This is a genomic window from Brucella pseudogrignonensis (genome assembly GCF_032190615.1).
GTDB classification, from domain to species: domain Bacteria; phylum Pseudomonadota; class Alphaproteobacteria; order Rhizobiales; family Rhizobiaceae; genus Brucella; species Brucella pseudogrignonensis_B.
In genome coordinates, this window is the sequence record NZ_JAVLAT010000001.1 from 2060262 (window position 1) to 2073806 (window position 13545).

Sequence of the window (13545 nt, forward strand, 5' to 3'; positions counted from 1 at the left end):
TCAACTGATCGAATATCAGGCGAAGCGGCGTCCCGCTTCGTTACGCTGAAACTGAATAAGATCGAGCGAGGGAGCATCCGCACTCAAACGGGTGAGTGCCGCATGAATTTGTCCGCGATGGTGCGTCTGATGATTGAACAAATGACCCAGTGCTGGCGCAAGCCGTTGGCTGATGGTTCGCACATTGGTCGTTGTCATATAGGTGAAGCGGCCTGCAAGCCGTTCGGCATTCATGCTTTCAATATATTTGCAGATACGCTCATCTTCAGCTTTTCGCAGGTCGCGTAGTTTGATGAAGTCATCGGTTATAATGGCATCAAGCTTGTTTGGATGATCGCCTTCGCCGGTGAAACGTTTCATCCAGATACGGTCTGTTACGAGGAGATGATTAAAGGTTCGATGGATCGAGCCGAAGAAAAGGCCGAGGTCGAGCCTGTAATCCACATCGCTCAAATCGGCAGCTGCGGAATACAGCAACTCATTGGCCCAGCGATTGTAATAGGCGAACATTTGAAAGTGCTGTTCCATGAGTCCCCGCATTGGAATCGAATTATCCATCTATGCAGTCAATTTTCTGTCGTCTCAAGCTGATAAGCGACATACCCAAGGGCGCTGCCCCTTGGCAATCGGGCCTATCAACGCTATAGAGCCTCACTTTCCGAATTTTCCATCATACAAGGTGTCATAATGGCAATCGAACGTACTTTCTCCATGATCAAGCCTGACGCAACTCGCCGCAACCTGACCGGCGCGATCACCACCAAGCTTGAAGAAGCTGGTCTGCGTGTTGTTGCTTCCAAGCGCGTTTGGATGAGCACCCGTGAAGCTGAAGGCTTCTACGCTGTCCACAAAGAACGTCCTTTCTTTGGTGAACTGGTTGAATCCATGTCGTCCGGCCCAACAGTCGTTCAGGTTCTCGAAGGCGAAAACGCCATTCTCAAGAATCGTGAAATCATGGGCGCAACCAACCCTGCAAACGCAGACGCTGGTACCATCCGCAAGGAATTTGCTCTGTCGATTGGCGAAAACTCGGTTCACGGTTCGGACGCTCCTGAAACCGCTGCTGAAGAAATTGCTTACTGGTTCTCCGGCACCGAAATCGTCGGCTAATTGCTGATAGATGAATTGAAAAAGCCCGGTCGCGAGACCGGGCTTTTTTGTATTGATATTTCTTAGTGTTAAAGGCTTTGAGCAAGCCTTGCTAATTCGTCGCCGCCTTCATCAATCAGGACGAGTTTTCCAGCATCCATTTTATACGAACGTGTCTTTTCGAGTATATCTAGGAACTTGCGCTCCTGATTCATGAGGGCAGGCGGGCATTGCATATAAGTGGAGCCGATTTCGGCAAAGGAGATTTTGCTGCCTGAGATTGTCGCCTTACTCATAAAGCGGTTGCATCCGCCTGAACCGCTCACAGTGCCATCCGAGTCGACAAGGAGTGTGGTTTGCGCAGTATCTACGACTCCACCACCTTGTATGTCTTCAGCGAGCCAGTCTTTGCCTTCAATCCCAATGGCGGTTGATTCATCCGAGCTTTTGCGAACCATTACAACTTTAATCTCAATGGAATCGTCGGGCTTCTTCGGGTCAATCGAATAGCGCTCATCATTCACAAACCATAATGTATCACCGGCGACGATGCGCGCCTGCAAAGCGTAATTATGGCTTGGTTCAATCTCGTCAGTGTCGAAGCTAATTGCGAAAGGGATGGGTACGCCCTGCAATGTATTAACCGTTGTTTCAGCAATAATCTTTGACGGTGCATCAGCAAGGGAAACATCTGTGAGCTGCACGATCAGGTGTGCTTCCGGAGGAAGTGCAATGCGCTCACGATACATCACTTTGCCACTGATTGTCTTTTCAGCAGCAACACTTGCCGTTGGCATGGAGGTTGTCACAAACATGGCCGCTGCACCGAATGCACCCAGTCCAGCAGTAAGTGCTGCCACGATTGAAAGAGTTTTCGTCAGTCCTTTTAGCATTGCCAATTCGAAACTTTCGTTCCCCCAAACTTTTTGTTTCATACTTTTAGCTGCTCAGACAATCTTTTGATTGTCACATTCGCTCACTCAAAAGCATCAACAGTCACTGCGCAAACAATAAGCGCGGCATCATGTGAAAATTGTGGCAGCGTAGTCACACACCTTACAAATTAGCCTATATTTTAGGGGGTTAAATAGTTAATTCGGCATTAAATTAGAACCGAGAAACTCTTTGTATGCGAAAAAGAATTTTATCTGCGGCATCGTGTTGAAACAAATGCTGCATTCAGCGCTTCTGCCAGCGCTCACGGCTGTGGTCGTCTGCCACCTTTGATTCGACCCAATTACCCTTGTTGCCGTCGAGTAAATGTTCCCGTTTCCAGAACGGCGCATCAGTCTTCATGAAGTCCATAAGGAAGGAGGCTGCTTCAAAAGCGGCCTGTCGATGAGACGATGCGGTTACAGCAAGGACGATATTTTCTCCCGGTTTTATCAACCCATAGCGATGAATGATCGAAACGCCGGACAAGGGCCACCGTTTGATCGCTTCGTCAGCAATGCTTTGAATTGCAGTTTCAGCCATGCCTGGATAATGTTCAAGTTCAAGCGCAGAAAGCGTGCCACCTTCATCGCGACAAAGACCAGTAAAGCTGACAATCGCGCCGATGTCCTTGCGACCTTCGCCAAGTTTCCTTATTTCCTCGGTAAGATCGAAGTCAGTGCTCTGTACGCGAATGCAGAGATAGCAGTCATTGCTTTTGGTCATGTCATCCGCCTGTCATAGGCGGAAAAAGCCCAACCTCATTGCCATCTCGAATGATTTCATCATGTTCGGCATGTTCTTGGTTGATCGCAGCACGAATGACGTTTTCATGCTCGAATGCTGCTTCATATTCTTCGCCAAGCGTTTTCAGATGAGCAATAAGGTCGCTAACGCTGATCGTCTGGTGTGGAAGCTCAATAACTTCCTCGCCCTTGCCGATTTTTTCACGCACCCAAGCAAAATAGACGAGCTTTATGTGCATGATCTTAGTCCATGACGTGCTTGAGGCCAGCGCGGAAGTAATCCCAGCCGGTGTAAAGCGTTAGAATCGCCGAAATCCAGAGCAGAATAATGCCGATTTCTGTAGTGAAGGGCAGGATTTTCTCGCCGGCAGGACCAGCGAGCAGGAACGCCAAAGCAACCATCTGCGCAGTGGTTTTCCACTTTGCTAATTTTGACACTGGAACACTGACTTTGAGTTCAGCAAGATATTCGCGCAAGCCAGACACAAGAATTTCGCGGCAAAGAATGATAATCGCGGCCCACAGCGTCCATCCAGCGATGGTGCCATCAGCTGCCAGCAACAGAAGGCAGGCCGATACCAGAAGCTTATCGGCAATCGGATCAAGCATACGGCCAATCGTTGACGTCTGTTGCCAGATACGTGCGAGATAGCCATCGAAAAAGTCTGTAATGCTGGCAATTGCAAAAATTGCCAGTGCGGCCCAACGCGAATTATCACTCGATTGAAGTCGTCCCTCTACGAAGAAACATAAAACGACAAGCGGCACGGCAATAATCCGAGCGTAAGTCAGTATGTTTGGTAGGGAGAGAGTGTGATTTTTCCGCATTGTACCGCCGTATCCGTTGCTGGTGCACAACATCAGGGATGACTAAGAAAATCAACACCTGCTCATGTGTTCTTTATGGACGTAATGACGCCTGTGGAGAATTACTCGCCCAAACCCGGACAAAATTACGTCATCGATCATGAAAATGATCGTGAATGGTCTTTGCCATAGCCTCTGAAATACCTTCAATCTGCATGAGGTCTTCAACGGCAGCTCGGGATACCGCTTTTGCAGTCCCAAAATGATGAAGCAACGCGCGCTTGCGCGACGGACCGATTCCCGAAATCTCATCAAGCGGATTGGCCACAAAATCCTTCTTTCGCTTTGCACGATGCGTACCGATTGCAAATCGGTGTGCTTCGTCACGCATGCGCTGGATGAAGTAGAGCACGGGGTCACGCGGCGGCAATGTGAATGGCGGCTTACCTTCAATGAAGAAACGCTCGCGCCCAGCTTCACGGTCCACGCCTTTTGCAATGCCGATGGCCGTAACAAGGTGGCCGATGCCGAGTTCGCTTAAAATCTGCCTGACAGTACCGACTTGTCCTTGACCACCATCAATCAGAATGAGGTCAGGCCATGCTGGGAAAGCATCGTTGCTTTCGACATCGCTTACAGGCTCTGGTTCGCCATGCTCCTTGACCAGTCTCGAAAAACGCCGCTCAATCACTTCTCGCATCATGCCAAAGTCATCGCCGGGCGTAATGTCTGTCGATTTGATATTGAACTTGCGATACTGATTTTTGACAAAGCCTTCCGGCCCAGCCACGATCATTCCGCCCACGGCATTGGTGCCCATGATATGCGAGTTATCATAAACTTCGATGCGACGTGGAACTGTTGGCAATTCGAAAGCTTCGGCGAGCCCCTTGAGCAAGCGTGTTTGCGAGGATGTTTCCGCCAAACGACGGCCAAGCGCTTCGCGCGCGTTCGTCAAAGCATGATCAGTGAGCTCTTTCTTCTCGCCGCGCTGCGGAACGTTGACATGCACACGGTAGCCCGCCCGCGATGAAAGCGCTTCTCCGAGCAACTCCTGATCTTCGATGCTTTCCGATAGAAGAATGAGTTTTGGACAAGGTTTGTCATCGTAAAACTGGGACAGGAACGCACCAAGCACTTCGGCAGCGCTAAGCGAACTGTCGGCCTTTGGAAAATAAGCGCGATTGCCCCAGTTCTGGCCCGTACGAAAGAAGAAGACCTGAATGCATGTCATGCCACCATCCTGATAAATGGCAAAGACGTCCGCTTCCTCAACGGTTTGGGGATTGATACCCTGATGTGACTGAACATGCGAGAGTGCGGCAAGACGATCCCGATAAACAGCCGCATGTTCGAAATCGAGATCGGCCGATGCTGCTTGCATTGCTGCGGCGAGGTGGTCTTTCACCTTCTGGCTCTTACCAGAAAGAAAGGCCTTCGCTTCATCGACCAACTCAGCATAGTCCTCGTCGCTGACCTCATGCGTACATGGACCAGAGCAACGTTTGATTTGATAAAGCAAGCAGGGGCGGGTGCGGGTTTCAAAAACCGAATCTGTACAAGTGCGCAACAAAAAGGCGCGCTGAAGCGCGTTAATGGTTCGTGTGACAGCTCCGCCAGATGCAAATGGTCCGAAAAACTCACCTTTGCGTGTGCGTGCGCCACGATGCTTAAAAATGCCCGGTGCACGGTGGCCGCCAGTCAGCAAGATGTAAGGAAACGATTTGTCATCACGGAGCAAAACATTAAAGCGCGGCCGCAAACGCTTGATGAGATTCGCTTCAAGAAGCAGCGCTTCTGTTTCAGTTCGCGTGACGACAAACTCCATTGTCACGGTTTCGCCGATCATGCGGGTAATGCGGTTGGAATGCCCGACACCGCGGGCATAATTTGAAACGCGTTTTTTCAGGCTGCGGGCTTTGCCGACATAAAGCACGTCGCCCGCGCTGTTGAACATGCGATAAACGCCTGGATTATTCGGCAGGTGCTTAACGAAAGCGCTGATAATGTCTGCGCCACTCAGACCTGTCGTATCCGGTAAACCGTCCGATGAATCCCATTGAATAGAATCAGCAACTGAAGCGACAGCGGGCGTCTCATCTAAAGAATCATCATCGTCGATATCCGCATCATCCATGACAATATCTGCCACATCCTGCTCACTATCAGAAAGCAGGTGCGAAGAAGCATCATCATTGAATTTGCGTGGTGTGGTCATTCTTTAATTCCTGCTATGTCCGGCGTCTCCCATGCCAGATGCTGGCCGCCATCAAGTGCGATCATCTGGCCTGTTACGGAGCGGTTTTCCCAGAAATAGCGAATAGTGCGTCCAAATTCCGACAGGTCGGGTGCACGTTGCAGCGGTAAACGGCTGACCTGTAATTCAAAGTCTTCCACATTTTGGCGTTCACTCGGCAAAGTGGGGCCGGGGGCAATAGCATTGACACGGATACGCGGTGCAAGCGCCTGTGCGAGTGTTTTTGTAGCATTCCAAAGCGCAGCCTTTGAAAGCGTGTAAGAGAAAAACTGCGGATTGAGCTTCCAAACGCGCTGGTCGATCACGTTGATCACAAGCCCATCCAGATTCTCCGGTAGCGCTTTTGCCATTTCCTCGGCAAGCATAACCGGCGTTTTAAGATGAATAGCAAAGTGGCGATCCCACAATGAAATATCAAGACTGCCAACACGGTCGTCTTCAAAGAGTGACGCGTTATTAACAAGCAGACGAATCGGTCCAAGCTGTGTTGATGCCTGTTGCACCAATCCGCGCACGTCATCTTCGTTCGCGAGATCAGCAGTCACAACACAGGCTTTTCCGCCATTCGCCAGAATCTCCCCTGCAAGTTGTTCGCCGTCTTTAACCGAGCGATTACAGTGAATCGCCACTGGAAAGCCATGCGCTGCTAAATCATGAACGATCGCTTTGCCGATGCGTCGCGCACCGCCGGTCACAAGAACAGGGCAATTTGCAAGCGAAATGGTTTGCGGAGTTTCCAACAGGGTAAACACTTCCTTATCGTGATTCATTGTCGTTATTCATGCCATTTTGCCGGAAAAAAGTAGCGGAAAATAGTGGGGCTCACACAGACTGCTGACAAAAGACTAATAAATTCAGTGGTTTCAGTTGGCGACTATCCCGTAAATTTCTAATTATCTTAAGCCTCCCGATTTATATAGGGGTGGTATGAGGGCGTTGCCAGAATGCAACATCGCAATTTTGCCATGTTCTCGACAGGTTCTCTCCACACGACGGAGCAGATCGTGCCGCAATTATCGTCGATATGTCGTTCCTGTCAGCGCGGCATGGGTCAACTGCTCCCCAAGTTGCTGCCCGCCCGATAAGGGACCGCGCTAAAGGTAATTTAATGAAGGAGAATGCAATGCGCACTCTTAAGTCTCTCGTAATCGCCTCGGCTGCGCTGCTGCCGTTCTCTGCAACTGCTTTCGCAGCTGACGCAATCATGGAACAGCCTCCTGTTCCTGCTCCAGTTGAAGTTGCTCCTCAGGCAAGCTGGGCTGGTGGTTACACCGGTCTGTACCTCGGCTACGGCTGGAACAAGTCGAAGAACGAAGTTCCTGGCGGCAACATCACTGTTAAGCCTGACGACTGGAAGGGTGGCGCTTACGCAGGCTGGAACTTCCAGCAGGACCAGTTCGTATACGGTGTTGAAGGCGATGCAGGTTACTCGGCAGCTAAAAAATCCCGTGATGGTCTTCAGGTTAAGCAGGGCTTTGAAGGCTCGCTCCGTGGCCGTCTTGGTTATGACATGAACCCAGTTCTGCCATACATCACCGCAGGTGTTGCTGGTTCGCAGGTTAAGCTTTCGGGCAATAACGATGACGAAAGCAAGTTCCGCGTTGGTTGGACTGCAGGCGTTGGTATGGAAGCTAAGCTGACCGAAAACATTCTTGGTCGCGTAGAATACCGCTACACCCAGTTTGGCAACAAGAACTACGATCTTGGTGGTACGACTGTTCGTGACAAGCTGGACACGCAGGACATCCGCGTCGGTATCGGCTACAAGTTCTAATTACTATGTAATTGAACAAAAAACCGGGCAGGAAACTGCCCGGTTTTTTGTTGTCTGAGTTTTTAGCCTTGCGGTAAAAGCTTGACCAATTCTGGATGTAGTTCGTCGAATCGCTTCATCCACCGCTTGAGCTTTGGGCGACCGCGCTCCCACTTATCTCCAAAGCGTAGAGTGAGATAGCTAAGCGTTGCAGCTACGGCCAGATGGCCGCCGTGAAGCTTGCCAGCAAGACGTGGCGGAGCTTCATTCAGAAGGTCCAGCGTCCGTTCTGCCTTGCGCCATTGCAGGCCAAGCCATGGCTGGTGCACTTTTTCTTCAGGGCGCGCGCGACGCTCATAAACATGGGCCAGCAAAACATCAGCCAGACCATCAGCGATTGCTTCATAGCGCTCCGCGTCAGTGCGCTTTTCAGCATTGCGCGGAAAAATCTTATTTCCGGAAACACGATTGAGATACTGCATGATCGCACGGCTGTCGAAAACCGATTTACCATCATCGGTAATTAAGGTTGGTATTTTGCCGAGCGGATTGGCATTGACCAGATTCTCTGGCTCAGCCGAGGTGGTCACGACCACGCTTTCAAATGGAATGTCAGCATAAGTCGCTGCCATGCGTACCTTGGCGCTGTAGGGTGAGGCCGGCGAATAAAGGATCTGGGTCATCATTATTCCTGAGGTTTAAGATTATCTTGTTGCTGGCAGCATAACCGAACGGCTGCGGCACGCATTCGCATTTATCTGCTCACACGCGCGGAATTTGAGATCCTTTGTCATGCAGATTCGAACTTCCTGAAGATAGTTGCGCTTGCAGGAAACAGATATGCCGTCCGGCTTCATTCCGGGATTGGCTGTAACAAATGCTTTTTCTACCAGCATCGGATCGACTCGTCTGCTGGAAGTCAGATTACGCAGGCTTGGCGGAATATTTACGCGCTCATAGCCCTGACGAACTGTTGCGAAATAATCGTTTTGGGACAGGCCAGAGCAGCTTCCATGTTTGCGCCATTGGTGCGCGACCAAACCGGTTGACGGCATAATGTCGGAAACGCTTGAGATGATTGGACGAGGGACAAAGCTGCCTCGGCTGCGTGCATTGTCAAACTGGCAATTAGCGGGATAACCCCATTCATTTTGTGGCCAAAGACCATGAACAACGAAGCCATAGGGCCGGGATGAGCTACATTGCTGTTTGTTCGCGCGCGGTCCTTCTAAAGCACAATAGCTTGGTGACCATGACAGCGACAACACATAGAAATCGAAATTGCCGGGGCGGATATCGCCCCGATCTTGCGCCATTGTTGGGAGTACTGCGAAAGAAGCTGTAAGAATGGCGGCTGAAGTCACCGCCAGTTTACGCAACATCGGGGCTATCAACGCAGAACGCGGCAGCTTGCGTCAAACACATACCAGCGGTCGAAACCATCGACACAGAATTCGACATTGCTGCCGACGCCAGCAAAGCCCTGACCTTCTTCAACCATGTACCAGACCGGACGGTACTGACCATCGCTGAGTACAGCTGTTGCCTTACAATAAGTACGTTCAATCTGAGCTGAATTGTTCTTCGGTTCATAGCGGGTGAGGCGAACATCGCTCATCGCTGAGATTCCAACCTGCGGCAGGTGTGGAACATGACGAACCTGATATCCAAAATCAGAAACCACGCGACGCAAAACGCTCTGCTGATTGCAAAGGCCGGCATCGCCAGCTGCCACTGGTGCAGTTCTCAGATAATCGGCAGCGCTTGCTGGCATAGAAGCGAACGTCAGAGGAAGAACCGATGCAGCCAGAAGTGCTGCTCGAGAAAACTGTCCGATGCGATCCAACTTGCGTTGCATGTCTCTATCCTGTCTCACAATTCGAGCATGAAGCTCGTTTCATTAAATTGGCTTAGGTGCAGTTTCATTCAGCAAGGGGCGACGGTCAAGTGCGATCCGCTTCACCACGTATCCATTGCATGCTGAAATTGCCTCCCTTTTCTTCGCTAAGCAATTTGGTAAGGCAGGGAAGCAGGATTTGCATCTCACTTTCGAGTGTGTAGGGCGGATTGACGACGATCATTCCAGTTCCATCAAGCCTTGGTTCTAATGAAGGCGCGCGAATCGAAAGCTCAATCCGCATGATCTTGGCAATCTCCGTTTCGCGAAGGCTTCTTGCAAAACGCTCAATTTCCTTGCGATCCTTGACCGGATACCAGAAAGCATAGGTTCCGCCGGGAAAGCGCTTATAGGCCTTGACCAAACCATCGACGAGACGATCAAATTCTCCCGCAATCTCAAATGGCGGATCAACCAGAACCAGCCCGCGCTTTTCCTTGGGTGGCATATGTGCGCCAAGCGACAGCCATCCATCAAGCTCGATGACACGTGCTTGATAATCGCCATCAAAAAGCTTGGAGAGCTTTTTGGCGTCCTGCGGATGGAGCTCTATAGCTGAAAGACGATCCTGCTTACGCAAGAGATGGCGCGTGAGGAGGGGCGAGCCGGGATAATGCCGCAGTCCACCTTTTGGATTAACCGCGCGCACAGCGTCGAGATAGGGCTGAAGCAGTTCGATTGCCTGTGGCGGGATTTCGCCTTTGTCTAACGCGTCGAATACGCGGCGGATACCGCCGCTCCATTCGTCTGTCTTTTCAGCTTCAATACCACGCAGATCATAAAGTCCGATCCCCGCATGGGTATCGATCACGCGAAAAGCCTGATCCTTGCGCTTGAGATATTCGACGATGCGGGAAAGGATGACATGTTTGACGACGTCAGCGAAGTTTCCGGCGTGATAGGCGTGGCGATAATTCATGTCTGCGCTTGTTTCATGCCTTGTCGCTTTCGGCAATATCCCCGCTTCATCAAATATGACATATAAGTTTCATCATCTGCTCTTGCTTGAGTCGTGTCTTCTATGTCCGGTACTGTTCTGCTGATTGTCCTTTGTGGCGCATTTTTTCATGCGAGCTGGAACGCTATCGTTAAGGGAGGCAGTGATAAATTCTTTGCCGCCGCATGCGTGGTCGGATTTGCAGGACTTATAGCACTGTTTTTTCTACCGTTTCTGCCGCTGCCACATCCATCAAGCTGGAAATTTATCGGGCTGTCCACGATCACGCAGATATTCTACATGTCGCTGGTTGCGGCCGCTTATAAATCGGGTGACATGAGCGAAGCTTACCCGATCATGCGCGGGACACCGCCTTTGCTGGTGGCAATTGTTAGTTTTCCGCTTATCGGCGAGGCAATGGGTTGGGGGAGCTGGCTTGGTATCGTTCTGATTTGCGCTGGCGTGCTTGCCATGGCGCTGGAGGCGCGTCGGCGCAATGGCGGTACGTCGAGCAAAACGGCGTTGCTGGCGCTTGCCAATGCTGGTTTCATTGCGGCTTACACTATTATCGATGGTGTTGGAGTCCGGGCATCGGGCCATACATTATCCTACACGCTTTGGCTGTTTTTGATAAACGCCTTTCCGCTCGGATTCTGGGCGCTGTATCGTGAGCCGGATCGCTTCATCCAATATATTCGCAACCATTGGCGACCATCGCTGATCGGCGGCATAGGCACGTTGCTGTCTTATGGTTTAGCTCTTTGGGCGATGACCATGGCGCCCATTGCTGTTGTCGCAGCGCTCAGAGAGACGGCAATTCTGTTTGGTATTCTAATTTCCGCGTTCATTCTCAAAGAGAAGGTTGGCTTGCCGCGTGTTCTCGCTGCTGGTTTGATCGTCCTCGGCGCAATTACCTTGCGGCTTTCATAAAAATCTATTTCGTCGCAGGCGGCGCAAATCATCAGAAATTCGTTTCTGCCAAACAGCGATTGCGCTAAAAAAGTATTATGAGCCAGACGTCCGCCAAATCAAATATCACCATTGGTCATTCCGCCTGTCCGCATGATTGTCCATCCACCTGTGCGCTCGATATTGAGCTGCTGGATGAACGCACAATCGGTCGTGTGCGCGGTGCGAAAGACAACAGCTACACCGCTGGCGTTATCTGCGCCAAAGTTGCGCGTTATGCTGAACGCGTTCATCACCCGGATCGTTTGAAACATCCGCTTATTCGCGCCGGACGTAAGGGTGATGGTGAATGGAAGCAGGCATCATGGGAAGCGGCGCTTGATCTGATCGCCGAGCGCTTCATCAAGGCTGAAGAGCAATATGGCAGCGAAAGCGTGTGGCCCTATTATTACGCTGGAACGATGGGACTGGTGCAGCGCGATTCCATCAACCGTTTGCGTTATGCCAAGCGCTATTCCAACCAGTTCGATAGCTTCTGCACCAATATGGCATGGACCGGCTATTTTGCCGGAACTGGCAGTCTGACTGGTCCAGATCCCCGCGAAATGGCAAAGGCTGACGTTGTCGTTATATGGGGAACCAATGCTGCGGCCACACAGGTCAATGTAATGACCCATGCCGTGCGAGCGCGCAAAGATCGTGGTGCGAAGATTGTCGTTATCGACATTTATGCCAATGCGACGGTGCGACAGGCAGATATGGGCATTGTGCTGAAACCCGGCACAGATGGCGCTTTTGCTTGCGCTGTCATGCATGTGCTGTTTCGCGATGGACTTGCCGATTGGGATTATCTCAACCGTTATACGGACGATCCAAAAGGACTGGAAGCGCATCTTGCCTCCCGCACACCAGAATGGGCTGCTGAGATTACCGGCTTGAGTGTCGAGGAAATCGAAGCTTTTGCGCATCTGGTTGGCAAAACCAAGCGCACCTATTTCCGGCTTGGTTATGGCTTTACCCGCCAGCGCAATGGTGCTGTGAACATGCACGCTGCCGCATCAATTGCGTGTGTTACCGGCGCGTTCCAATATGAGGGTGGTGGTGCGTTTCACTCCAATGCTGGCATCTTCAAGATGGACAAGCGCGAGATCGAAGGCAGCGCAATGCAGGATAAAAGCCTGCGTTTTCTCGATCAATCGAAGATCGGGCGTATTCTGACAGGCGATAGCGAAGCGCTTTATGGTGGTCCGCCCGTCATGGCGATGCTTATCCAGAACACCAATCCGATGAACGTAACGCCGGAACAGCGCCTTGTGCGCAAAGGCTTTGCACGAGAAGACTTGTTCGTCGCCGTGCACGAGCAGTTCATGACGGATACGGCTAAAATGGCTGATGTTGTGCTACCCGCGACTACTTTCCTCGAACATGATGATATTTATCGTGGCGGTGGCCAACAGCATGTGGTGCTTGGCCCAAAGCTGATCGAACCGCTTGCCGAAGCGCGTCCTAATATCTTTGTCATCAACGAATTGGCTGATCGACTGGGCGTCGCGCATCTACCCGGCTTTCATGTCGACGAGCGTACGCTCATTGACAATATGAATGCCAACAGCGATCTGCCGCATTTCGATGAACTTAAAGAAAAGCGGTTTGTCGATTTACAGCCGCCCTTTGAAGAAGCGCATTACATCAATGGTTTCAAATGGCCTGATGGCAAGTTCCGTTTCAAACCGGATTGGACGGGCAGTCCATCACCCAATAAGCCGCCGGAAGTGATGGGGCTGCAAGGTCCACATCACAAAATGCCCGAGTTTCCGGACCACTGGAATGTGATCGAGGCTGTGGACGCAGAGCACCCATTCCGCCTTGCGACTTCTCCGGCGCATAATTTCCTGAACTCGACCTTTGCCGAAACCGCAACGTCACTTGCCAAGGAAATCAGGCCAGAGCTTCTCATTCACCCGGATGATGCGGCTCAACTTGATATTGCGGACGGTGAACGGATCGAAATTGGCAATCATCGCGGGGAAGTAGTTCTTCACGCCGTGCTGCGGGCTGGTCAGAAGCGCGGTGTCGTTGTGTCCGAGGGAATTTTCCCGAATTCGACATTTGAGCGCGGTGAGGGGATCAATACGCTGATCGGTGCTGAACCTGCCGCCCCTTATGGTGGTTTGGCGGTTCACGACACGAAAATATGGGTGAGAAAAGTCGCTTAAA

Annotated in this window: 15 protein-coding genes; 4 read left to right on the forward strand and 11 right to left on the reverse strand. The window is 51.3% G+C overall.

All coding sequences use genetic code 11. From position 1 onward, the window contains the following. Positions 1–15: 15 nt before the first annotated feature. Positions 16–528 (reverse strand): DinB family protein, encoded by a 513-nt coding sequence (locus RI570_RS09965; RefSeq protein ID WP_313828266.1) that lies wholly within the window; start codon positions 526–528, stop codon positions 16–18. 159 nt (positions 529–687) lie between these two features. Between RI570_RS09965 and ndk the strand changes: the two genes are divergently transcribed. Continuing rightward, positions 688–1110 carry a nucleoside-diphosphate kinase gene (gene ndk / locus RI570_RS09970; RefSeq protein WP_313828268.1) on the forward strand — a complete coding sequence of 141 codons (423 nt, stop codon included), beginning with the start codon at positions 688–690 and terminating at the stop codon, positions 1108–1110. A gap of 68 nt (positions 1111–1178) precedes the next feature. Here the strand turns inward: ndk and RI570_RS09975 are convergent, their stop codons facing one another. The 6 genes from RI570_RS09975 to RI570_RS10000 form a co-directional block, all read right to left on the reverse strand. After that, on the reverse strand, positions 1179–1982 hold the full coding sequence (locus RI570_RS09975) for an META domain-containing protein (protein WP_313828622.1): 804 nt from the start codon (positions 1980–1982) through the stop codon (positions 1179–1181). A gap of 286 nt (positions 1983–2268) precedes the next feature. Then, positions 2269–2748: a molybdenum cofactor biosynthesis protein MoaE gene (locus tag RI570_RS09980; protein WP_313828270.1), complete on the reverse strand. Its 480-nt coding sequence runs from the start codon at positions 2746–2748 to the stop codon at positions 2269–2271. A 1-nt stretch (position 2749) separates the two neighbouring features. Continuing rightward, positions 2750–3007, reverse strand: a complete 258-nt coding sequence (gene moaD, locus RI570_RS09985; protein WP_313828271.1) for a molybdopterin converting factor subunit 1 — start codon at positions 3005–3007, stop codon at positions 2750–2752. A gap of 4 nt (positions 3008–3011) precedes the next feature. Continuing rightward, on the reverse strand, positions 3012–3596 hold the full coding sequence (gene pgsA / locus RI570_RS09990) for a CDP-diacylglycerol--glycerol-3-phosphate 3-phosphatidyltransferase (protein ID WP_313828272.1): 585 nt from the start codon (positions 3594–3596) through the stop codon (positions 3012–3014). 130 nt (positions 3597–3726) lie between these two features. Beyond that, complete coding sequence (gene uvrC / locus RI570_RS09995) at positions 3727–5793, reverse strand: excinuclease ABC subunit UvrC (protein ID WP_313828273.1); 2067 nt, start codon at positions 5791–5793, stop codon at positions 3727–3729. Continuing rightward, positions 5790–6602 carry an SDR family oxidoreductase gene (locus tag RI570_RS10000; protein ID WP_313828274.1) on the reverse strand — a complete coding sequence of 271 codons (813 nt, stop codon included), beginning with the start codon at positions 6600–6602 and terminating at the stop codon, positions 5790–5792. The genes uvrC and RI570_RS10000 overlap by 4 nt, the downstream gene beginning before the upstream one ends. Before the next feature lie 353 nt (positions 6603–6955). Here RI570_RS10000 and omp25 point away from each other — a divergent pair, with 353 nt between their 5' ends. Then, positions 6956–7606 carry an outer membrane protein Omp25 gene (gene omp25 / locus RI570_RS10005; protein WP_313828276.1) on the forward strand — a complete coding sequence of 217 codons (651 nt, stop codon included), beginning with the start codon at positions 6956–6958 and terminating at the stop codon, positions 7604–7606. A 62-nt stretch (positions 7607–7668) separates the two neighbouring features. Here the strand turns inward: omp25 and RI570_RS10010 are convergent, their stop codons facing one another. The 4 genes from RI570_RS10010 to RI570_RS10025 all read right to left on the reverse strand — a co-directional run bounded on the left by RI570_RS10010 (position 7669) and on the right by RI570_RS10025 (position 10401). Beyond that, entirely contained in the window at positions 7669–8268 is a 600-nt protein-coding gene (locus RI570_RS10010; protein WP_313828624.1) for a glutathione S-transferase, read from the reverse strand. Between the two features lie 21 nt (positions 8269–8289). Further along, on the reverse strand, positions 8290–8967 hold the full coding sequence (locus RI570_RS10015; RefSeq protein ID WP_313828277.1) for a ribonuclease T2 family protein: 678 nt from the start codon (positions 8965–8967) through the stop codon (positions 8290–8292). Between the two features lie 8 nt (positions 8968–8975). After that, entirely contained in the window at positions 8976–9443 is a 468-nt protein-coding gene (locus RI570_RS10020; RefSeq protein WP_313828279.1) for a phage portal protein, read from the reverse strand. Between the two features lie 85 nt (positions 9444–9528). Beyond that, positions 9529–10401: a 23S rRNA (adenine(2030)-N(6))-methyltransferase RlmJ gene (locus RI570_RS10025; RefSeq protein ID WP_313828281.1), complete on the reverse strand. Its 873-nt coding sequence runs from the start codon at positions 10399–10401 to the stop codon at positions 9529–9531. A gap of 102 nt (positions 10402–10503) precedes the next feature. On the opposite strand from RI570_RS10025, the gene RI570_RS10030 reads away from it, so the two are divergent. Next, positions 10504–11349, forward strand: a complete 846-nt coding sequence (locus RI570_RS10030; RefSeq protein WP_313828282.1) for a DMT family transporter — start codon at positions 10504–10506, stop codon at positions 11347–11349. Between the two features lie 77 nt (positions 11350–11426). Beyond that, a complete protein-coding gene (locus RI570_RS10035; protein ID WP_313828283.1) occupies positions 11427–13544 on the forward strand; it encodes a molybdopterin oxidoreductase family protein in 2118 nt (705 codons plus the stop codon). Position 13545: the final 1 nt, after the last annotated feature.